25 protein-coding genes and 1 other RNA gene are annotated in these 18598 nt (G+C 67.6%); 14 read left to right on the forward strand and 12 right to left on the reverse strand.

Annotation, left to right across the window (positions count from 1 at the left end):
* Positions 1-38 precede the first annotated feature (38 nt).
* Entirely contained in the window at positions 39-440 is a 402-nt protein-coding gene (fur, locus tag AAFF32_RS14040) for a ferric iron uptake transcriptional regulator (protein WP_216966564.1), read from the reverse strand.
* A gap of 137 nt (positions 441-577) precedes the next feature.
* On the opposite strand from fur, the gene bamE reads away from it, so the two are divergent.
* Positions 578-988 (forward strand): outer membrane protein assembly factor BamE, encoded by a 411-nt coding sequence (gene bamE, locus AAFF32_RS14045; RefSeq protein WP_216966566.1) that lies wholly within the window; start codon positions 578-580, stop codon positions 986-988.
* A gap of 33 nt (positions 989-1021) precedes the next feature.
* Here bamE and AAFF32_RS14050 read toward each other — a convergent pair whose 3' ends face one another.
* A complete protein-coding gene (locus AAFF32_RS14050) occupies positions 1022-1291 on the reverse strand; it encodes an RnfH family protein (protein WP_216966568.1) in 270 nt (89 codons plus the stop codon).
* Positions 1288-1722 (reverse strand): type II toxin-antitoxin system RatA family toxin, encoded by a 435-nt coding sequence (locus AAFF32_RS14055; RefSeq protein ID WP_216966570.1) that lies wholly within the window; start codon positions 1720-1722, stop codon positions 1288-1290. The genes AAFF32_RS14050 and AAFF32_RS14055 overlap by 4 nt, the downstream gene beginning before the upstream one ends.
* Before the next feature lie 61 nt (positions 1723-1783).
* On the opposite strand from AAFF32_RS14055, the gene smpB reads away from it, so the two are divergent.
* Positions 1784-2296: an SsrA-binding protein SmpB gene (gene smpB / locus AAFF32_RS14060; protein ID WP_216966572.1), complete on the forward strand. Its 513-nt coding sequence runs from the start codon at positions 1784-1786 to the stop codon at positions 2294-2296.
* Between the two features lie 151 nt (positions 2297-2447).
* Here smpB and AAFF32_RS14065 read toward each other — a convergent pair whose 3' ends face one another.
* Entirely contained in the window at positions 2448-4652 is a 2205-nt protein-coding gene (locus AAFF32_RS14065) for a CHASE domain-containing protein (RefSeq protein ID WP_342315524.1), read from the reverse strand.
* Between the two features lie 64 nt (positions 4653-4716).
* A complete protein-coding gene (locus AAFF32_RS14070) occupies positions 4717-4983 on the reverse strand; it encodes a hypothetical protein (protein ID WP_216966577.1) in 267 nt (88 codons plus the stop codon).
* Positions 4984-5120: 137 nt separating this feature from the next.
* Between AAFF32_RS14070 and AAFF32_RS14075 the strand changes: the two genes are divergently transcribed.
* The 4 genes from AAFF32_RS14075 (at position 5121) to AAFF32_RS14090 (ending at position 6927) form a co-directional block, all read left to right on the forward strand.
* Positions 5121-5489, forward strand: a complete 369-nt coding sequence (locus AAFF32_RS14075) for a DNA-binding protein (RefSeq protein ID WP_216966578.1) — start codon at positions 5121-5123, stop codon at positions 5487-5489.
* A 154-nt stretch (positions 5490-5643) separates the two neighbouring features.
* On the forward strand, positions 5644-6018 hold the full coding sequence (locus AAFF32_RS14080) for a hypothetical protein (protein WP_216966580.1): 375 nt from the start codon (positions 5644-5646) through the stop codon (positions 6016-6018).
* 102 nt (positions 6019-6120) lie between these two features.
* Positions 6121-6474, forward strand: a transfer-messenger RNA (tmRNA) gene (gene ssrA / locus AAFF32_RS14085).
* A 171-nt stretch (positions 6475-6645) separates the two neighbouring features.
* Entirely contained in the window at positions 6646-6927 is a 282-nt protein-coding gene (locus AAFF32_RS14090; RefSeq protein ID WP_216966582.1) for a hypothetical protein, read from the forward strand.
* 14 nt (positions 6928-6941) lie between these two features.
* Here the strand turns inward: AAFF32_RS14090 and AAFF32_RS14095 are convergent, their stop codons facing one another.
* Complete coding sequence (locus tag AAFF32_RS14095; protein ID WP_216966583.1) at positions 6942-8018, reverse strand: DNA topoisomerase IB; 1077 nt, start codon at positions 8016-8018, stop codon at positions 6942-6944.
* A 95-nt stretch (positions 8019-8113) separates the two neighbouring features.
* On the opposite strand from AAFF32_RS14095, the gene AAFF32_RS14100 reads away from it, so the two are divergent.
* On the forward strand, positions 8114-8737 hold the full coding sequence (locus AAFF32_RS14100) for a GIY-YIG nuclease family protein (protein ID WP_216966585.1): 624 nt from the start codon (positions 8114-8116) through the stop codon (positions 8735-8737).
* Positions 8738-8772: 35 nt separating this feature from the next.
* Here the strand turns inward: AAFF32_RS14100 and AAFF32_RS14105 are convergent, their stop codons facing one another.
* Both AAFF32_RS14105 and AAFF32_RS14110 read right to left on the reverse strand, forming a co-directional pair.
* Positions 8773-9114, reverse strand: coding sequence for a cupin domain-containing protein (locus AAFF32_RS14105; protein ID WP_342315525.1), 342 nt, complete (start codon positions 9112-9114; stop codon positions 8773-8775).
* Between the two features lie 8 nt (positions 9115-9122).
* On the reverse strand, positions 9123-9395 hold the full coding sequence (locus tag AAFF32_RS14110) for a GlsB/YeaQ/YmgE family stress response membrane protein (protein WP_216966589.1): 273 nt from the start codon (positions 9393-9395) through the stop codon (positions 9123-9125).
* A 132-nt stretch (positions 9396-9527) separates the two neighbouring features.
* On the opposite strand from AAFF32_RS14110, the gene AAFF32_RS14115 reads away from it, so the two are divergent.
* The 3 genes from AAFF32_RS14115 (at position 9528) to AAFF32_RS14125 (ending at position 12002) form a co-directional block, all read left to right on the forward strand.
* Entirely contained in the window at positions 9528-10004 is a 477-nt protein-coding gene (locus tag AAFF32_RS14115; RefSeq protein WP_254201121.1) for an MgtC/SapB family protein, read from the forward strand.
* Positions 10005-10106: 102 nt separating this feature from the next.
* Positions 10107-10262 carry a hypothetical protein gene (locus tag AAFF32_RS14120; protein WP_342317317.1) on the forward strand — a complete coding sequence of 52 codons (156 nt, stop codon included), beginning with the start codon at positions 10107-10109 and terminating at the stop codon, positions 10260-10262.
* Positions 10263-12002 (forward strand): AarF/UbiB family protein, encoded by a 1740-nt coding sequence (locus AAFF32_RS14125; protein WP_342315526.1) that lies wholly within the window; start codon positions 10263-10265, stop codon positions 12000-12002.
* A gap of 24 nt (positions 12003-12026) precedes the next feature.
* Here the strand turns inward: AAFF32_RS14125 and AAFF32_RS14130 are convergent, their stop codons facing one another.
* Positions 12027-12437, reverse strand: coding sequence for a VOC family protein (locus tag AAFF32_RS14130; RefSeq protein WP_342315527.1), 411 nt, complete (start codon positions 12435-12437; stop codon positions 12027-12029).
* A gap of 34 nt (positions 12438-12471) precedes the next feature.
* Entirely contained in the window at positions 12472-12921 is a 450-nt protein-coding gene (locus AAFF32_RS14135) for a helix-turn-helix transcriptional regulator (RefSeq protein WP_342315528.1), read from the reverse strand.
* A 147-nt stretch (positions 12922-13068) separates the two neighbouring features.
* On the opposite strand from AAFF32_RS14135, the gene AAFF32_RS14140 reads away from it, so the two are divergent.
* A complete protein-coding gene (locus AAFF32_RS14140) occupies positions 13069-13482 on the forward strand; it encodes a CBS domain-containing protein (RefSeq protein ID WP_216966597.1) in 414 nt (137 codons plus the stop codon).
* Between the two features lie 80 nt (positions 13483-13562).
* Positions 13563-14870, forward strand: coding sequence for an SDR family oxidoreductase (locus tag AAFF32_RS14145; RefSeq protein WP_342315529.1), 1308 nt, complete (start codon positions 13563-13565; stop codon positions 14868-14870).
* A 90-nt stretch (positions 14871-14960) separates the two neighbouring features.
* Here the strand turns inward: AAFF32_RS14145 and AAFF32_RS14150 are convergent, their stop codons facing one another.
* Positions 14961-15317, reverse strand: a complete 357-nt coding sequence (locus AAFF32_RS14150) for a hypothetical protein (protein ID WP_216966601.1) — start codon at positions 15315-15317, stop codon at positions 14961-14963.
* Positions 15318-15619: 302 nt separating this feature from the next.
* Between AAFF32_RS14150 and AAFF32_RS14155 the strand changes: the two genes are divergently transcribed.
* Positions 15620-16939, forward strand: coding sequence for a sigma-54 dependent transcriptional regulator (locus AAFF32_RS14155; protein WP_342315530.1), 1320 nt, complete (start codon positions 15620-15622; stop codon positions 16937-16939).
* Positions 16936-17154: a hypothetical protein gene (locus AAFF32_RS14160; protein ID WP_216966605.1), complete on the forward strand. Its 219-nt coding sequence runs from the start codon at positions 16936-16938 to the stop codon at positions 17152-17154. The genes AAFF32_RS14155 and AAFF32_RS14160 overlap by 4 nt, the downstream gene beginning before the upstream one ends.
* 50 nt (positions 17155-17204) lie before the next feature.
* Here AAFF32_RS14160 and AAFF32_RS14165 read toward each other — a convergent pair whose 3' ends face one another.
* Positions 17205-18344 (reverse strand): BON domain-containing protein, encoded by a 1140-nt coding sequence (locus tag AAFF32_RS14165; RefSeq protein ID WP_216966607.1) that lies wholly within the window; start codon positions 18342-18344, stop codon positions 17205-17207.
* Between the last annotated feature and the right edge of the window lie 254 nt (positions 18345-18598).

Consider the following 18598-nt stretch of genomic DNA (forward strand, 5'->3'; position numbering starts at 1 on the left):
CTTGCCAATCCCGAATCCCGAATATCCAATCCCGGCCTTCAGCGCTTCTTCCGCACGTACAACACGAGCGAATGCTCCTCGATGTCGTACCCGTGCTTGGCGGCGATCTTGCGCTGCAGCTCCTCGATCTCCGGGCTTTCGAACTCGATGATCTTGCCGCTGTCCACGTCGACCATGTGGTCGTGATGGTGGCCGCGGTCCAGTTCGTACACGGACTGGCCGGCTTCGAAGTTGTGCTTGAGCACCAGGCCCGCCGCCTCGAACTGCGTCAGCACGCGGTACACCGTGGCCAGGCCGATGTCCTCGCCATGCTCCAGGAGATGGCGGTAGATGTCTTCGGCGGTCATGTGCCGCGGCTTGGACTGCTCCAGCAGCTCCAGGATCCGCATGCGCGGATGGGTGACCTTGAGACCGGCCTTGCGGAGTTCTTGCGATTCCATGATGGTCCCTCAACGGTGCGGCGCGACCGGTGGCGCCGGAACGGCGGATGAACACGGCCGACTGGGCCGGGCTCCTCGCTTGGTGGATTCGTCCTTCAGTGTATCATCGCGACGTTATCCGCCCGTCGCAGACCCCGATGCCGAAGCACACGACGTACAAGCTCCTGCTGGTCCTTTCCATCGCCATGGTCACCGGCGGCTGCGGCATCCTCTATAAGCAGCCGATCTACCAGGGCAACCTGCTGGAGAAGGCGAACGTCGACCAGCTGCAGACCGGCATGAGCAAGCAGCAGGTCACGCTCCTGCTGGGCTCGCCGTCGATCGAGGATCCGTTCCACCACGATCGCTGGGACTACGCCAGCACCCAGCGCACCGACCGCCGCGGCCGCACCGAGAAGAAGAACCTCACGCTGTGGTTCGAGAACGACAGCCTGACGAAGTGGGAAGGCGACTACTTCCCCGAGCAGGACGAGCAGCTGGCCAAGCAGACCGTCAAGCAGTTCGGCCGCAACCTGCCGAAGGAAAAGGACAAGCGCCGCGGCCGCTGACCGGTCGCGCCGCTGCCCTACACGAAACCCCGGCTACGGCCGGGGTTTTGTTTTGGACTCCGCGCGACGCCGCCGCGCATCCTTGGGATCGGCCTGTAACGCACGCAGCAGTTCCAGCCGGTCGCCGTCGTGGAGCACCGTGTCGGGCGCCACGCGCACGCCGAACACCGCATGGCCCACCGTGCCGTCGTCGTCGCCCCATCCCGTCGCCGCGAGCGCCTGCGCGACGGTCGCGCCATCGGGCAGCTCCAGACTCACGGCCTCGAATCGCCGCGGCCAGGCGCGGACGACTTCGATCCTCACGCGTCTTCCCCCCGGTCGGCCACGCGTACGAAGTCGTCGACCATGCGATCGGCCAGTCCCTGGAAGCCCACCGCCATGGCCGGCCCCAGCAGTTTCACCTTCGGCTCGAAGGTCAGCGTCAGCGTGACCTTGCACGCCGATTCGTCCAGGGCGTGGAACTCCCAGCGTCCGCCCAGGCTCTGGAACGGCCCGTCGATCAGCTTCAGGTCGATGTGGTGCGGCGGGCTGGACGTGTTCTCGGTGACGAACCACGTGCGCAACGCACCAAAGCCGATATCGAGCCGAGCGACCATCCGGTTCTCGCCCTCCTCCAGCACCTGCGAGCCTTCACACCAGGCGAAACGGCGTGGATAGGCGGCCACGTCGTTGACCAGCGCGAACATGCGCGCGGCGGAGTGCTCGACGAGGGCGGAACGGCGGATGGTCTGCATGCGGCGGGGTCCGAAGGCCTGGTGTCGCGCGCGAGCCCCGCTTTTCGGGGACAATGGCGCGATGTCCAAGAATTCCAACAACAAGACTGGCAAGGATAAGGGAAAGGGCGCCGCTGGCGGCACCATCGCGCTCAACAAGCGCGCCCGTCACGAGTACCAGCTCGAAGAGAAGTTCGAGGCCGGCCTGGCCCTGCAGGGCTGGGAGCTGAAAGCCATCCGCGCCGGCCGCGCCAACATCGTCGACGCCTACGCCGTCGTGCTCCACGGCGAGCTGTTCCTGATCGGCGCGCAGATCACGCCGCTGATCTCCGCCTCGACCCACGTCGTCGCCAACGACCGCCGCACCCGCAAGCTGCTGCTGCACCGGCACGAGATCGACAACCTCGTCGGCCGCATCCAGCGCGACGGCTACACCGTGGTGCCCACCGCGTTGTACTGGAAGGGCAACAAGGTCAAGGCCGAAGTCGCGCTCGCCAAGGGCAAGCAGGCGCACGACAAGCGCGAGGCGAGCAAGGAACGCGACTGGCAGCGCGAGAAGCAGCGCGTGATGCGCAAGCACAACAAAGATGCTTGATCCGAGCCCCTCTCCCACCGGGAGAGGGGTTGGCGGCGAAGTGTTGCGGGCCCGGGTCGCCGGAACGGTGATTGGAGGCTCCGTCCACCGACGGGAACGTCCGCGATTCCCGCTTTCACGGGAATGACGAGCCACAGGTCGTGAGCGTTACCTACTCCCCCAGCTTCTCCCGCGGCAGCGTGAACCAGAACGTCGCGCCCTTCCCCACCTCGCCTACCGCACGGATGCTGCCGCCGTGGCGTTCGACGATGCGCTTGACCGACGCCAGGCCAATGCCGTGCCCGGCGAAGTCGTCGTTGTGGTGCAGCCGCTGGAACGGCCGAAACAGCTTGTCGACGTAGGCCTGCGAGAAGCCCGCGCCGTTGTCGCGCACGAAATACTCCAGCCCCTGCTCCGTCGGCACGGCGCCGAACTCGATGCGCGCATCGAGCCGATCACGCGTGAACTTCCACGCGTTGCCGAGCAGATTGCCCAGCAGGTTGCGCAGCAACGGCGCATCGCCGATCACGAACAACTCCGGCTGGATCTCCACCTCGACCTGCCGCCGGCTGTCGCCCACGCGCAGCTCCTCGATCACCTCGCCCGCCAGTCGGCTCAGGTCCACGCGCTCCAGGCGCAGTTCGCCGCGGCTCACGCGCGACATCTTCAGCAGCGCGTCGATCAGCTCGCCCATGCGCCCGGCGGCGCGGCGCACGCGCACGAGGTACGAGCGCCCCGTCTCGTCCATGCCGGTCGTATGGCGCTCGATCAGGATGCGGCTGAAGCCGTCGATCGCCCGCAGCGGCGCGCGCAGATCGTGCGAGACGCTGTAGGCGAACGCCTCCAGTTCCTGGTTGGCCTGGCTCAGCTCGCGCGTACGCAACGCCACGCGCGCCTCCAGGGTGCGGTTGAGTGCATGCACGCGCGCTTCGGCGCGCAGGCGCTCGGTGACGTCTTCCACCTGCACCAGCCCGGCGATGTCCTGCCCCACGTTGCCCGGCACCGGCGAATAGGTCAGCTGCGCCTGGCGCGGCTCGCCGCCTTCGCGATGCAGCCGTCGCGTGGCGCGGTGCACGCCCTGCGCGTCGGTGGTGCCCTGCCCGTGCGCGATCATCTCCGGCTCGTCGCTCTCGAACAGCCCGTCGAAGCGCCGCCCTTCCAGCGCTTCGGGCGTGAGGCCGACGATGCTCGCCAGTGCGGGATTGGCCTCGACGATGTGGCCCTCGCTGTCGAGCAGCGCCTTGCCGATCGCCGAATAGCGCATCGCGCTGCGAAAGCGCTGCTCGCTGCGACGAAAGTCTTCCGTCATGCGCACGGCGATCCGGTACGCCTGCGCCTCGGTGCGGGCGAGCATCCACGCGATGGCATACAACAGCAGCGAGGAGAACAGCCCCAGCGCCAGCAAATTCTGCAGGCCCTGAAGGCGCGGCGCCGCCACCGCCAGTGGCGGCGATTCGAACTCCACGCGCCAGTGCCGGCCGTACAGTTCGAAGGTGCTGTCGTGGCGGAATGCCGGCGGCGGACGATCACGCGGCGCGTAGGTGGCGAACAGCAGACGGTTCTCGCCATCGGTGGCGTCGAACACGCGGAAGTGGTTTTCGTTGCGCATCGCGCCCAGCGCATTGCGCACGAAGCCGTCCATGCGCACCGGCACGTACACCCAGCCCTGGATTTCCGCGCGTCGATTGGTGACCGTCGCCGGCCGGGCGCCGCCGCGGTACACCGGCAGGTACAGCAGCAGTCCGGTGCTGCGCAGCGGACCGTCCTGGATGAGGTGCACCGGCCCCGACAACGTGGCGTTGCCGCTTTCCATCGCCCGCGTCATGGCCTGGTTGCGGATGGGCTCGGAGTACATGTCGAAGCCGATCGCCCCGACGTTGGCCGGCGTCTTCGGCTCCAGGTAGAGGATCGGCCCGTAATCGCGGCGTTGCCCGCGCGGCCAGACTTCCAGCATGCCGTGGCCGGCCTCGCGCCACTCCAGTTGCAGATCCGCCAGGCGCGTGGCGGGCACGAACTCGGCGAACCCCAAGCCGACCATGCCCGGGAAGCGCCGCTGCAGATCCATGCCATCCACGTACGCCTGCCATTGCACCGGCGACGGCCGCGGTCGCGTCACCGAGGCGAACATCGACACGCCGCCGCGCGCCACCAACTCGTACTTGGTCATGCCCTGGCGCAGCAGCTCGGTGACCTCGGCGGTCTTGCTGATGAACTCCGCCTCGGCCGCACGCAGCTCGCGTTCGCGCGCCGCACGCCATGCCGTGAACACCAGCACCAGCGAGCCCACGAGCACGATCAGCGCGAGCAGATATCCGCGACGCGGCGAGAGTTCGGACAGGTCGGGCGTGCGGACTTCGCGAACGGCCTCGGGGCTCATGCCGCCAGCATACAGGGCCGAGACTTCCTCGCATTCAGCCCGGTCCGGCACCCGCCGCGCCCGGTCATTCCGCTGGCGGATTCCGAGGCCGGGGCGCCCGCGCCGAACGCCGCACGCCCGACAAGCCCAGCAACTCGATCGCGTCCACGCGAAATCCGCAGGCCCGCGCCATCAGCAGGGCACGTTTGCGCGTCGTCACAAAGCCGCACCTTCGCATGCGACGCAGCATTTCGGTGCTGACGCCGGCGGCGGCGGCAGCAATCTGGCAGGAGGGGAAACAAGCCACATAACGATCGACCGGGTTGGCCGAGATATCCGTATCTGTCTTCATGCCGCATTGGATACCACCGCAAGTTGGCTCAATCAACAACCAAAAGATGGCTGCGTTTCGCGTTCTGTGCGCAACAATAAGTTGGAGCTCACGCACCTCGCGTGTGCGTCCGCCAAGACCGCATCCGAGCGTTGAACATGCCGAAATCGCAATACACACAGTTCTCCGATCGACTCCACCACGCCTGGGACCTGGCGGGCCTCCCGCAAGGTGACAGCCGTACCGGCGCGGTCGCCGAACGCTATGAAGTCAGCCGGGAATCGGCCCGCAAATGGGGCCTGGGCAAGTCGATCCCGAGGACGCAACGGCTGCGCACCATAGCGGTGGAATCAGGCGTCAACTACGACTGGCTCTCCACCGGGCGAGGCGAGATCATGAGTTCGGAGCAGTCAGTGCGCGAGCCGCCGAGCGAGTACGAGAGCTCCGTCATGGTGCGCTTGAATGCAGCGATTAGGAAACTTTCTCTGGAGAGGCAACTGGCCCTGCTGCAACTGCTCGAAGGCTAGCGCTGACGCCGCTCAACGGCCGCCACGACGCCCGACAGTTGCGTCGTGCGGCAACCCGCACATGCTTGTGTGTCGTATGGCCTGCGCAACAATGGGTTGTGGACGCGCGCCGGCTCGCTCGCGTCTGGCACTCATCGCAACCGAGCGTAGGGACATGCCGCAAGGACGACACAAAGATTTCGCACGCCGGCTCAACACCGCCTGGGATTTCGCAGGATTTCCGCGGGCCCGCCGACGCATCGGCGCCATCGCCGAGCACTACAACGTCAGCCGCGAGACGGCGCGCAAGTGGTGCCAGGGCCTGGCGATTCCCAAGTACGAACGCCTGAGCGTGATGGCCGTGCAGATGGGCATCAGCTCCGAATGGCTCTCCACCGGTCGCGGGGCCATGGAAAGCAACGACCTGGGCATACGCGAAGGCGCCACCAAGTACGACAACGCCGAGGAAGTCCGTCTGGTCGGCCTGGTCCGCAAGCTCACACGCAGAAGGCAGCGCGCCCTGCTGCAGTTGCTGGAAGAAGAGCACTGAACCCGGCCGTACCGGATTGAACCCCCGCAAACGGCGCGGACCGTGGCCCTTGTGGCGGCGGGCTTCGCCCCTATACTGGTCGAGTCAGCGAGAGCTGTCCCCGGGGGTGCACTGGCTTCGACGGGGGTCGCGAAATCGCCTGGCGCATGCCGAGGGGGTAGCTTTCCTCGTAAATCCAGCTGCAAACTTCTAGTTGCCAACGACGACAACTACGCTCTGGCCGCTTAAGGCCTAAGCCCCGAAACTGCTTGTGTCCGTGCTCGCAGCGTAGGGTCATCATCACGGAATCGCCGGGGGCGGTTGCCTGTCAGCCCCTGGTTAACCCAAAACAGGCTGGTTCCTGGATGCGCTTTGCGCGCCGTGCTGTCCAGGGGCGAGATCCAACGGAGCGCTAAGCATGTAGTGCCGGGGATGGAGTGCCTTCGGACGGGGGTTCAATTCCCCCCACCTCCACCATCTTCAAAGCGTCAAACCTGCGCCCTGCAAGGCCCTGCCTTGCGGGGCGCTGCGTTTCCGGCGGGGCGTATGCCATCGGCGCATCAAACCGCGCACCGCTTTAGGACTTATCTGATGGGACCGCAAACGCCGGTTCCGGATGCTCGCAGTGACTCCGTTACGGACACGCCCATGCACCAGGCCCGCCGACTCGCCGGTACCGAGCTGACCCAGACCGAACGCTTTGCCCTGCTGGCGTTGCGTCATCGCAACCAGTTGTTCCGTTGGGAACGCGAGCTGATGGCACCACAGACGATGCAGCGCCTCGGGGCGCTGGGGCTGGTGGCGTTCGAAGGCAACGAATGGGAGCCGACGTTGATGGGATCGGAGTTGATCGCCCGCCTCTCCGGGCACGATCTGACGTCCATCGCCTTGCCGGATCTAATGGCCCGCCTCCGGGGTGCGTCGACCTAAGCCACCTCGCCAGGTCAGCCCGTCACGCGCCGGCTGCGTCGCAGCAGCTTCAACGCAGCCTGCTCCCATTGGCGCTCACCGCGCGCGACCGCGACGGCGCGCTGCAAACGGCCGTCTTCCCAACACTCGAACACCGCCGGGTCGATGTACGACTTTCGACAGACCGCCGGCGTGTTGCCTAGCAGGTGCGCCACCTGCGCGATGACTTCATTGCGCACGGCGGGAATCGCGGTGACCTTGGGCTCCCCGTCCTCGCGCAGCGGTATCTCGCACGCGGCGAGCAGGCGGATCGCCAGCAACGTGCCGCCCCAGGTGCGAAAGTCCTTCGCGGTGAAATCCTCGCCCATCGTCTCGCGCAGGTAGTCGTTGACCATGCCCGAGTCCACGGGCTGGCGCTGCCCGTCGTCGTCGATGTACTGGAACAGCATCTGGCCGGGCAGCTGCTGGCACCGCCGCATCAGGCGCGTGAGCCGCGCATCGTCGAGCACGACGTCGTGCTGCAATCCACCCTTGCCACGAAAATGCAGATGGGCGCGACCGCCGCGAAGGAACTCGACGTGGCGGTTGCGCAGCGTGGTCAGCCCGTAGGAGCGATTGCCGCGCGCATACTCGGCGTTGCCGATGCGCAGCAGCGTGTCGGCCAGCACCGATACGACGATGGCGAGCACTTTCTCGCGACCGAATCCCTCGCGCGCCAGATCGCGACGCAGTGCGCGGCGCAGCTTCGGCAAGGCCGCGGCGAAGGCGACGATGCGGTCGAACTTGCGTGCATCGCGCACTTGTTTCCAGCGCGGGTGGTAACGGTACTGTTTGCGGCCGCGCGCGTCGCGACCTGAGGCCTGGAGGTGGCCGTTGGCGCGACGGCAAATCCACACGTCGCGGTAGGCGGGCGGAATCGCAAGCGCGCGGATGCGCGACAGCGTGGTCGCGTCGCGAACGCTGCGACCCTCGGCGTCCAGATAGCGGAAGCCTTTGCCGGCACGCTGCCGACGCAGGCCGGGCTCCTCGTCGCTGACGTAAACCAGCCCACCATCGCTGGCGGAGGCGGCGGCGGCGTCCTGGGGCGGGCCGTTGCGGCTCGAATGTGGCATGGCCGCAGCATCCCGAGGCGCGCATCAAGATCGCGTCGCGACATGAACCGTTGTCGACACCGCGCATCGTCACCGGGGATCGGCGACCATGCCGCATGGCCTTCGTGCGCAGTTCCGGACCCGAGCAGACCCGCGGTGCCAGCGAAGGCGCCTGCCATCTCTATGTGCTGCCCTGCGCCTTCGAGGATCTGCTGAAGCTGGGCTTCTCGCGACAACCGCTGGAGCGCATGCAGGCGCTGCACTCGCGCTTCTTCGAATTCTTCGACCTCGACCGCGCCTTGCTGGTGGAAACCGAAACCGTGCGCGACGCGCGACGGCTGGAACTCGAACTCCACCATCGTCTCATCGATCACAGCGCCCCTGCCCCGCTCACCGTGCGCGTGCAGGCGGCCGGACACACGGAGTGGTATCGCGGCGCGTATGCCCGGCTCGCGCAGGAAGTCGCGGCGCTCGGCGAACGAGGTCACATCGTGCATGCGCCGTTGCGCGGCTGGCTCCAGGCGCAGCTGCGTGGGCGCGTGCAGGCGCTCTACGGCTGGGGCATGCGCGTGCTGGAGAGTGTGGAAGGCGAACCCGCCTACCTGGATCAGCTGCCGGCATTGCGCGCCTTGCGGCAGCAGGTGCTGGACGTGCTCGATGCGCATACCGCCGCAGGGATCGAAGTTGCCGAGCATCTGCCCGAGGCGCTGGCGCGGTGGTATGCGGGGCGCCTGGAGTGACGGGCGGCAAGGGAGCGTGTTGAACGCGAGCGCGGTTATTTTCGTCCGGCGGGGAGCGGTTCTTCGTCGTGCCGATAGGCCGGCGGGTAATAGAAGTTGACCGTCTTCAGCAGCGTGCGGCCCGTGTTGCGCACTTCATGCCGCTCGCCGCGTTCGATCACCAGCAAACTGCCCGCCTTCAGCGCTTTCCGTCGGCCTTCCACGATTGCCAGCCCGCTGCCGGACACCACGTAAAGCCACTGGTCCGCACCACGATGCCGGTTGTCCGGGCCGCCTTCGCGGGCGCCCGGCGCAATGACCATCTCGGCCGCCTGCACCTTGCGCACCTCGAACGCGACCCGGAATCCCTTTCCGAAACGAAACCGCTTGTGCTTCATGCGCCGCGTCAGCGGGCGCGGCCACGCGTGAACAGATTGACGATCGCCAACAGCACCACGGCGCCGAGCAGCGACAGCAGCAGGCCGCCGATGCTGAAATTGCCGTCGTTGATGTCGCCTCCGCCCAGGCCCAGCACGCCGCCGAGCCAGCCGCCGATGAAGGCACCGATGATGCCGACGACGATGTTGAGGATGATGCCCTGCTGCGCGTCACGACGCATGATGAGGCTGGCGAGCCAGCCGACGATGCCGCCCACGATCAACCAGATGATGATGCCCATGCCCGTTCTCCACTCCTGACCTCAGGTGCCGCGGATCGTAGGAGCGGGCTTGTGATCGGCGCGTGTGGGGTGCCCGGTTGCGTCGTGACGGCTTCTACACAGCGTCGCCACCACCGTGGCCGGATGGACTGGATGCTGCAATTGCTCGTTCTGCGCGACGCCGCCATCGCCATGGCGCTTGGCGGCGTGATCGGCTTTGAGCGCGAACTGAAGAACCGCCCCGCTGGCTTCCGCACGCACATGCTGGTGGGAGGCGCAGCGGCGCTGCTGGTCGGGCTGGGGCAACTGGTGATCGCCGACCATCGCCTGGGCAGCGAACTGCGCCTGACCATCGACCCGCTTCGTCTGGTGGAGGCCGTCGTGGCCGGCGTGTCCTTCATCGGCGCGGGCACGATCTTCGCGCAGCGCGGATCGCAGGTGGTCGTGGGCATCACCACCGCCGCGTCGATCCTGATGGTGGCGGTGATCGGTGTGATGTGCGGCTTCCGTTACCACCTGCTGGCGGGCTTTGCGACCGCGCTGACGCTGCTGGTGCTGACCGTGATCGCCCGGGTCGAACGACGCATGATGCCCGGCGAAAACCACGACGAGCCGCCCAAGCGCGATTGATGGCGAATGACGCCAGCCATGCCTCACGGATTCTTAGCGTCGCGCAACTATGCTGACGCTCATTCGCGTCCGGCGTGACGCAGCGATGGCGTGGAGGCGACCATGGCGCAAGGCAACCGCAACGTCGGCGCACCGCCGCCCGATGCGCAGGAGCGGCGGCTGGAGCATACGAACGAGAACCTCGACGAAGCGCTGGAGGAAACCTTTCCCGCCAGCGATCCGGTCTCGCCGTTCGTGCCTGCATTGGAGCCGGAGTGAATGCGCGAGTCGCTGCCCGCGCCGCCGTCGCTGTCGGCGATGCCACGCGCACGCGCGGACGGCATGAATCCGCACGGGCTGGCGCGCACCGGCCGCATCCTGCGGTTCCTCATGCGCTATCGCGGCACCGGCGTGTTCACGGGCCTGGACTTGCGCTCGTCGGTGCCGGTGATCGGCGAAATCGACGTCGCCGACCAGCGTCCCGAACAGTTCGTCAAGGATCTTGAAGCACTCGGACCGACCTTCATCAAACTCGGCCAGGCCCTGTCCACGCGTCCCGATCTGGTGCCCGCGCCCTACCTCGCGGCGCTGGCGCGCACGCAGAGCCAGGTGACACCGGTCGAGTTCGATGCGATCCGCACGCAGGTCGAAACCTCGCTGGAAAGACCCATCGCCGAGGTCTTCGCCTGGTTCGATCCCGCGCCGTTGGGCTCGGCCTCGCTGGCGCAGGTGCATCGTGCGCGACTGCTCGACGGCCGCCCCGTCGCCGTCAAGGTGCAGCGCCCCGGCATCGCCGAAGAAGTCCGGCAGGACCTGTCCGTGCTCGACTCCATCGCCACCGGCGTGGATCACACCACCGGGCTGGGCCAGCGCGTGCGCTTCTCCGACTGGGTGCACGAGTTCCGCAAGGCGCTGGTGGGCGAGCTGGACTACACGCTGGAAGCGGCCAATCTGGAGCGCTTTTCCGAACACCTCGCCGCATATCCCGACCTGCTCATCCCGCGCCCCGTGTGGCCGCTCACGCGCACGCGCGTGCTGGTGATGGACCTGGTCAACGGCGATCCGCTCGACTCGCACGTGCATTTGCGCATGCGGCCCGACGCGCTGGAACGCCTGTGCGAATCGCTGCTGCGCGGCTACCTCGACCAGATGTTCGTGCATGGCGAGATCCATGCCGATCCGCATCCGGGCAACCTGCTGCTCACCGACGACGGACGGCTTGCCGTGATCGACCTGGGGATGGTCGTGCACCTGCCGCCGCGCCAGCGCACGCGGTTGCTCAAGTTGATGTTCTCCTCGGTGGAAGGTCGCGGCGACGATGCGGCCGATGAAGTGATCGCACTCGGCACGCGCCTGGAAACCTTCGACGAGGAGCGCTACCTGCGCGAATCCGGTCAGCTCATCGCCCGCTACGCCGCGCACGCCGGGCTCAAAGATCATTCCGAAGGCCGTCTGATGCTCGACCTCACCCGCATCGGCGCGATGTGCGGGCTGCGCACGCCGCCGGAGCTGAGTCTGCTCGGTCGCACGCTGTTGCATCTGGAAGGCGTGTGCCGTCTGCTGGCGCCGCAGCTCAACGTGCAGAAAGTGATCGAAAGCCACATGCCGCAGATGATTTCCGCGCAGATCCGGCGGTCGCTGTCGATGCCGGCGCTCGCCGTGGAAGCGGTGGAATTGCAGGGCCTGGTGCAGGATGCGCCGCGCAAGCTCTCTTCGGTGCTGTCGTTGCTCGCGGAGAACCGACTGCAGGTGCGCATCACCGGGCTGCAGGAATCGCGGCTGATGGAAAACCTGCAGAAGATCGCCAACCGCATCGCTGCGGGCGTGGTCGTGGCGGCGCTGATCCTGGCCTCGGCGATGCTGCTGCGCGGCAGCGGTACCGGCGCACCGAACCGCTACGAGTGGCTGGCGCTGGTGCTGTTCCTGGTCGCCACCGCGCTGGGATTGGCGCTGGTGGTCAGCGCGCTGCTGCGCGATCGCAAGGCCAAGCCGCGCGAGGAACGCGGGCCGCGCACATGAACACGGCCCGCGCGCGAGGGGGCGTCAGGCCGCCTGGTTGATGCGGATGTGGTTGCCGGCCGGATCGCGGAACGCGCAGTCGCGAACGCCGTAGGGTTGGTCGGTCGGCTCCTGGATGACCTCCGCGCCGCGTGCCTGCAGCTTCTCGAACACGCCGTCCAAGTCCTGCGTCGCCAGGATGATCATCGCGTAGGTGCCCTTGGCCATCATCTCGGCGATGGTGTGGCGTTCTTCGTCGGTCAGCCCGGGCGTCGCGCCGGGCGGGTGCAGCACGATCGAGGTCTCCGGCTGGCCCTTCGGACCGACGGTGATCCAGTGCCGGCCGCCGTACTCGACCTCCTTGCGGACCTCGAAACCGAGTGCGTCGCGGTAGAACGCCAGCGATTCGGCAGGGTCGTTGTGCGGCAGGAAAGTCGAGTGCAGGGTGATGTCCATGGCGGTTGCTCCGCGGGTGGGGAAGTCCACGGGCTCAGTCTAGTTGCGGCTCCGCGGGGGGCGCTTCTCGATTCCTGATCGGTCGCGTCACCTGTCGTTCCACGCAGGCCGGCATGCCCTCGGCGATGCGCGCCTGCTCGCGCTTGTACGCGCCCGGCGGCATCCCCACCAGCTCGGCGAACCGCGTGCTGAAGGTGCCCAGCGACGCGCAGCCGACTTCGAAGCACACGTCCGTCACGCTCAGGTCGCCGCGCCGCAGCAGCGCCATCGCGCGCTCGATGCGCCGCGTCATCAGGTAGCTGTAAGGCGATTCGCCGAACGCCAGCTTGAACTGCCGGCTCAGGTGCCCGGCCGACATGTGCACGCCGCGCGCCAGCGCCTCCACGTCGAGCGGTTGCGCGTACTCGCGATCGATCCGGTCGCGCACGCGGCGAAGACGGACGAGGTCGCGCAGGTATTGGGGATCAGGGTGAGTTCCGTTCACCCGCGCGATCGTGTCATGGCGCCTTGCGGTGCTCAAGCGGCGCAGGCCGTGCGGCGCATTCACGCGGAAGGTGCGCGCGCTTCACGCCCGGCGAATCGGGCCGGTGCCATGGTTGGTGTTTCGGAACCCGCCCCTGGAGCATGCCCCATGAAAGTCGCCGACATCATGACCACCGACGTCTTCCTCACCGCGCCCAACCGCAGCATCCGCGAGGCCGCCGAGACCATGCACCGCATGGACGTGGGCAGCCTGCCGGTGGGCGACGGCGACCGGCTGGTCGGCATGGTCACCGACCGCGACATCACCATCCGCGCCGTGGCGCGGGGCATGGCCGCCGACACGCCCGTGCGCGACGTGATGACGCAAGACATCCGCTACTGCTTCGAGGATGAGGACGTGGACGATGTAGCGCGCAACATGGCCGACCTGAAAGTGCGTCGCCTGCCGGTGATCAACCGCGACAAGCGACTGGTCGGTTTCGTCTCGCTGGCGGACTTCGCCCACGGTGCCGATGACAGCGCCTCGGAGGAGTTGCTCAAGGGCGTTGCGACGCCGCATTGACGCAACGGCACGCCGTGCGCGGCCGCGCGTCGCGGCGCGCACCGCCGTGATCGGAACGCAGATCGGCCGCACCCATCGCCATGCAGGAAAAACGCCTGCGCGTGCTGGTCACCGGCGCGACCGGACTGGTCGGCGCCGCCGTGGTCGAGGCCCTGCTTCGCCGCGGGCATGACGTGCTGCCCGCCACGCGGGACACGGCGCACGCGCTGCGCCGCTGGCCGGGTCGGCGAGCGATTGCGGCGGACTTCACCTTCGACGTGGAGCCCGCGGCGTGGTTGCCGCGCCTGGTGGGCGTGGACGCGGTCGTCAACGCGGTCGGCATCTTCCGCGAGCACGGCGGCGAAACCTTCCGCTCGATGCACGAAACCGCGCCCAAGGCCCTGTTCGAAGCCTGCGCGATGGCGCGCGTGCGGCGCGTGGTGCAGATCTCCGCGCTGGGCGCCGACCTGCGCGCCGAAACCGGCTTCCATCGCAGCAAGCGCGTGGCGGACCAGGCGTTGCTCGCATTGCCCCTGGAGGGCTGCGTGGTGCGGCCTTCGGTGGTGTTCGCGCCCGATGGTGCGAGCACGCAGTTGTTCCTGGGCTGGGCCAGCCTGCCGTGGCTGCCGCTGCCGGACGAAGGCGAGCAGCGCATCCAGCCGCTGCATCTGGACGATCTGGCCGAGGCCGTGGCCGCGCTGGTCGAAGGCGACACCGTGCCGCACGTGCTCGACGCCGTCGGTCCCGCGGCGTTGAGCCTGCGCGCCTACCTGGGCGCCTTGCGCGCGCAGCTCGGGCTTCCGGTCACACGGACCGTGCAAGTGCCCGGCCATTGGCTGAACAGCGGCGCGCGCCTGCTGCAACGCGGCGCGCGGCATGGATTCGCCACCGACACGCTGCGCATGCTCGCGCGATGGAACGCGGGCGACGCGGAGGCGATCACCGCATTGCTCGGCCGGCCGCCGCGCGATGTGACGCATTTCATCGCACCCGAACACGCACGCACGCTGCTCACCTTCGCGCGGCTCCACTGGCTGTTGCCGCTGCTGCGTCTGTCGATCGCGATCGTCTGGCTGGGCGCGGGGCTGGTGACACTGGGGCCGTACCCGATCGCCGATTCACTCGCACTGCTTCCACGCGAGGGGCTGCCGTCGGTGCTGGCGCGCGGCGCGCTGCACACGGTTGCGGCGGTGGACATCCTGCTCGGCCTGTCGATGCTGTGGCCACCGCCGCGCTGGCTGCTGAAGTTGCAGGCCGCGGTCATCGTGGCTTACACCGTCGTCCTCGGCATCGCCGTGCCGGCGCTATGGCTGCACCCGCTGGCGCCTTTGCTGAAGAACCTTCCCATCCTCGCCGGCCTGGCACTCCTGCACGAACTGCACGACCGCGATCTGCGCGCCACGCGTTGATTCCACAGCGTCATCACGCGGGATCGGCCGAGGGCGTCCCTGCCCTCGCCTTCCCTCCCCTTCAACCGTCGTGCTTCAACGAACCGCGCATCAGCGGATCATGGCAAAGCCGAAACGCGGTTCCGGGTCCATCCCGCGCGGCGCGTTGCGCTCGGACAGGCGCGTCCACGCCGCCATCGCCACGGGCAAGGCCTCGTCCCAGTCCAGGCGCGAGGATCCGCGCACCCGTGCATAACTCAGCTGCAGGCTGTCGGCCATCTCGTCGAAATCCTGGCCGTGCCCGCGCAGGTACGCGTCCAGCCCAAGCTTCAGCGCCGGAAGATAGTCCTCGCCGCGAAAGCGCGGCACGTAGTTGCGGTAGTGACGCATCCAGTGCGCGATCTCCTCGTCCATGTCCACCGCTTCCACCACCGTGGAATGTTCCCCGTAATGCAGCCTCGCGTTCATCATTTCTCTCCCTGCCGGTCATGTCTGTGCGTCGAAGGCGTGTCCGCTGCGACAAATCGGGCGCGGACATCAAAGCGATAGCAACTCCTGTGCCAAGGTGCCGGCGGTGTCGCAGCAGCGCGAAGGCGTCGTGAAAGATCTGCGCACGATCGCGCATGGCGAACATCGCGCACGTGCGCATGCGCCACGATTGCGTGAAGGCTTCGATGCCGAACCGGAAGATGTTTCCTTCATCGCGGAAGGTTCTTCAAAGCGCTTTCACTGCGTGCGGCATAGGCTGCGTTCCTCGGAGGGAGAGAGCCGTGCCTGCATCCTTGTTGATCGTCGACGACGATCTCGACTTCACTGCATCCGCCGCGGATTTCGCGCGCACGCGGGGCTTCCAGCCCTACGTGGCGCATTCGCTGGAGCAGTCCCGCCAATTCGGCCACCTGCCACCGCTCGACCTGCTCCTGCTGGATCTGGAACTGCCCGACGGCAACGGCATGGATCTGCTGGACGATCCCGCCGTTCCTGAACACGATCACGCCGTGATCGTCACCGGGCAACCTTCGGTGGAGTCGGCGATACAGGCGGTTTCTCGCCCGGTCTATGACTATCTGCTCAAGCCGTTGTGTGCGCAGCAGTTCGACGCCCTGCTCATGCAGGCGGCTGCGCATGCGCGCACGCGCGGGACGACGTCGCGCTACGGCATGGTGGGCGAGTGCGAGGCGATGCGGCGCGTGATGGCCGACATCGAACACGTGGCGCCTTCGGACGCGTCGGTGCTGGTCGGCGGTGAGAGCGGCACGGGCAAGGAGCTGGTCGCGCGTGCGATCCACGAACGCAGCGGCCGTCGCGGGCCGTTCGTCGCGGTGAATGCGGGCGCGATTGCGCCGGACCTGCTGGCCAGTCATCTGTTCGGCCACGAGCGCGGCAGTTTCACCGGCGCGAACAACCGGCATGCCGGCTATTTCGAGCAGGCGCATGGCGGCACGCTGTTCCTGGACGAGATCACCGAGATGCCGCCGGCCCTGCAGGTCTACCTGCTGCGCGTGCTCGAAAGCGGCTCGCTCACGCGCGTGGGCGGCAGCGAGAGCCTGCCGATCGACGTGCGCGTCGTCGCGGCCACCAACCGCGATCCGCACGCCGCGCTCAATGTAGGCGCGTTGCGCGAGGATCTGTACTACCGCCTGGCCGACTTCACCCTCATGCTGCCGCCACTGCGCGAACGCGGCGACGACGCGCTGCTGCTGGCGCGGCATTTCCTCGCCGGGTTCAACGCCCGTCACGCTGCGCAGAAGCGTTTCGCCGAGGGCACCGAGCGCACGCTGCTGCGACACGGCTGGCCGGGCAATGTGCGCGAGTTGCGCAGCGCGGTGCAGCGCGCGTTCCTGTGCAGCGACGACGGTGTGGTCCGGGTTCGTCCGCTGTCGCGACGCGCACAGGCATCGCAGGCCGACCCGGATGCGGTCGTGTTCAACGTCGGCATGAGCTACGCGCAGATCGAACGCGACATGCTCAACCGCACCCTCGCCCACTTCGACAACGACCGCACGCGCACGGCGCAGGCGCTCGGCGTGAGCGTGCGCACCATCCACAACCAGCTGGCGCGTCTGCGCGGCCGGGACAGCGGATCGTGAGCCTTGCGACGTTCGACGAGGATGCGGCGCGGCGTTGGCGTCACGGCCTTCGCAACGAACTGAACGTCATCACGATGGCGACCTCGACCGCGATCGCACTCATCGATCACGGCGCCAGCCTGGAACGCGTGCGCGAACACCTCGCGCGCGCGGAAGCGGCGTGCCGCCGCTGTCGCGACCTGGTCACCGAGCAGGACGCTCCCAGTGCCGAGTAATCACACGCACGATGCCCCTCTCCGCTAAGGAGAGGGGCGATCTTCAAACGTCAGTGCGACGACGTGCCCGGCGTGTCGCCGGGGCGCGTGGACGAGGCGGTCGACGATCCCGCCTGTCGTGAACGACCGGACGACGCGGTGGACTCGCTCGAGCGCGACTCGCCCGTCGAGCGCGCGGCCTGCACCTGGATGCGGTTGTCGACCTGCTTCACGCCGCTGCTGGCATCGGCGAGGTCTTCGGCACGGTGTTTCATCCAGCGCTCGGCCACGGTTCCTTCGAGCGTGATCACGCCGCCGACGCAACGCACGGTGATGTCGCTGGCGTCCAGATAATCGTCTTCGGTGAGGCGCTCGTGGATGTCCTCGAGCAGGCGTTCGTCCGAACGCGTGTAGGACTTCGGTCCCAGGCCGCGATAGCTGCGCCGGCCCTCGCGCTGCGACGAACCCGGGTAGTCACTGCGCGTCTGCGCACGCGAGGCGTATCCGGTGGCGTAGCCACTGGCGCCGTAGCGGTTGTCGTAGGCCTGCTCGTCCGCGTAGCCGGAGGAGAGCCCATAGCCTTCACCGTAGCCGCGTTCCCAATGGCGGGTGCCGGTACTGCGGCCCGCTTCGCCGCCTTCGTAGCCGCGGAACTCGCGACCGCTGCCGTAGCCATGCGTGCCCTGGCTGTGTTCGCCCTGGCCGTGGGCCTGCGTGCCGTAGCCCTGCAGGTTGCTGTAGTCCTGGCCGCTCTGGCGCGTGCGCCCCAGGCTGCCGTATCCGTCGTAATCCTGCGAGGCGCTGCCAGCGTAATCGCGCCCGTAGGCGTATTCGCCGCGGCTGCGATCGCCGAATCCGCCGTATTCACGCCCGCGCGAACGGGACGAACCGTAGCGTTCGTCCTCGCGTCCCTGCGCGCCATAACTGCTCTGCTCACCCCAGCGCTGCGCCTCGCGGCGGCCTTGCGCCCACTCCTGCTCGTCGCGCCCCAGGTTCTCGTCCTGACGGCCCATGCGACCGGCCTGGGCGGTGTCGTAATCGCCGGCATAGTGGCCTTGCGTACGACCGTGACGGGCCTCGTCCCACTCCTCGCCTGCGCCCCAGCGGCGCACGCCGGGTTGCCCGTAGTCGGAGCGCGTGCCGTACTCGGCTTCCTTCTGACGTTGTCGCTGCCGCTCTTCGTTGCGCCTGGACACATCGCGTTCGTTCATCGTTTCTCTCCTTCCACTGAACCAGGCGCGCCCCGTTTCCAGGGCGCGCGCGCCAAGCCGCAACGCGTCCTGCGCGACGGCCTTCAACTCACCGGTTCCCGATCGCTCATCAGGCACTGGACTGTCCTCCTGTGTGAAGGTGCATGTCGCACCGCGCGCATCGCACGCAGCAAGACTGTGCCGCGTGGCATGTAAAAACGATGCGGACAACCATTCAGGCGCGACGCGCGTGACGACGAGAACTTCGAAGATCG

The organism is Lysobacter sp. FW306-1B-D06B, from assembly GCF_038446665.1.
GTDB lineage: Bacteria > Pseudomonadota > Gammaproteobacteria > Xanthomonadales > Xanthomonadaceae > Lysobacter_J.

Coding starts and splice junctions, on each gene's coding strand:
- AAFF32_RS14075 (WP_216966578.1), top strand. CDS start 5,121: ATGCCGAAATCGCAATACACACAGTTCTCCGATCGACTCCACCACGCC.
- bamE (WP_216966566.1), top strand. CDS start 578: ATGCCGAAGCACACGACGTACAAGCTCCTGCTGGTCCTTTCCATCGCC.
- AAFF32_RS14080 (WP_216966580.1), top strand. CDS start 5,644: ATGCCGCAAGGACGACACAAAGATTTCGCACGCCGGCTCAACACCGCC.
- AAFF32_RS14165 (WP_216966607.1), bottom strand. CDS start 18,344: ATGAACGAACGCGATGTGTCCAGGCGCAACGAAGAGCGGCAGCGACAA.
- AAFF32_RS14150 (WP_216966601.1), bottom strand. CDS start 15,317: ATGAACGCGAGGCTGCATTACGGGGAACATTCCACGGTGGTGGAAGCG.
- AAFF32_RS14105 (WP_342315525.1), bottom strand. CDS start 9,114: ATGAAGCACAAGCGGTTTCGTTTCGGAAAGGGATTCCGGGTCGCGTTC.
- AAFF32_RS14145 (WP_342315529.1), top strand. CDS start 13,563: ATGCAGGAAAAACGCCTGCGCGTGCTGGTCACCGGCGCGACCGGACTG.
- AAFF32_RS14055 (WP_216966570.1), bottom strand. CDS start 1,722: ATGCAGACCATCCGCCGTTCCGCCCTCGTCGAGCACTCCGCCGCGCGC.
- AAFF32_RS14090 (WP_216966582.1), top strand. CDS start 6,646: ATGCACCAGGCCCGCCGACTCGCCGGTACCGAGCTGACCCAGACCGAA.
- AAFF32_RS14115 (WP_254201121.1), top strand. CDS start 9,528: ATGCTGCAATTGCTCGTTCTGCGCGACGCCGCCATCGCCATGGCGCTT.
- AAFF32_RS14140 (WP_216966597.1), top strand. CDS start 13,069: ATGAAAGTCGCCGACATCATGACCACCGACGTCTTCCTCACCGCGCCC.
- AAFF32_RS14130 (WP_342315527.1), bottom strand. CDS start 12,437: ATGGACATCACCCTGCACTCGACTTTCCTGCCGCACAACGACCCTGCC.
- AAFF32_RS14125 (WP_342315526.1), top strand. CDS start 10,263: ATGCGCGAGTCGCTGCCCGCGCCGCCGTCGCTGTCGGCGATGCCACGC.
- AAFF32_RS14110 (WP_216966589.1), bottom strand. CDS start 9,395: ATGGGCATCATCATCTGGTTGATCGTGGGCGGCATCGTCGGCTGGCTC.
- AAFF32_RS14100 (WP_216966585.1), top strand. CDS start 8,114: ATGGCCTTCGTGCGCAGTTCCGGACCCGAGCAGACCCGCGGTGCCAGC.
- smpB (WP_216966572.1), top strand. CDS start 1,784: ATGTCCAAGAATTCCAACAACAAGACTGGCAAGGATAAGGGAAAGGGC.
- AAFF32_RS14070 (WP_216966577.1), bottom strand. CDS start 4,983: ATGAAGACAGATACGGATATCTCGGCCAACCCGGTCGATCGTTATGTG.
- fur (WP_216966564.1), bottom strand. CDS start 440: ATGGAATCGCAAGAACTCCGCAAGGCCGGTCTCAAGGTCACCCATCCG.
- AAFF32_RS14095 (WP_216966583.1), bottom strand. CDS start 8,018: ATGCCACATTCGAGCCGCAACGGCCCGCCCCAGGACGCCGCCGCCGCC.
- AAFF32_RS14120 (WP_342317317.1), top strand. CDS start 10,107: ATGGCGCAAGGCAACCGCAACGTCGGCGCACCGCCGCCCGATGCGCAG.
- AAFF32_RS14065 (WP_342315524.1), bottom strand. CDS start 4,652: ATGAGCCCCGAGGCCGTTCGCGAAGTCCGCACGCCCGACCTGTCCGAA.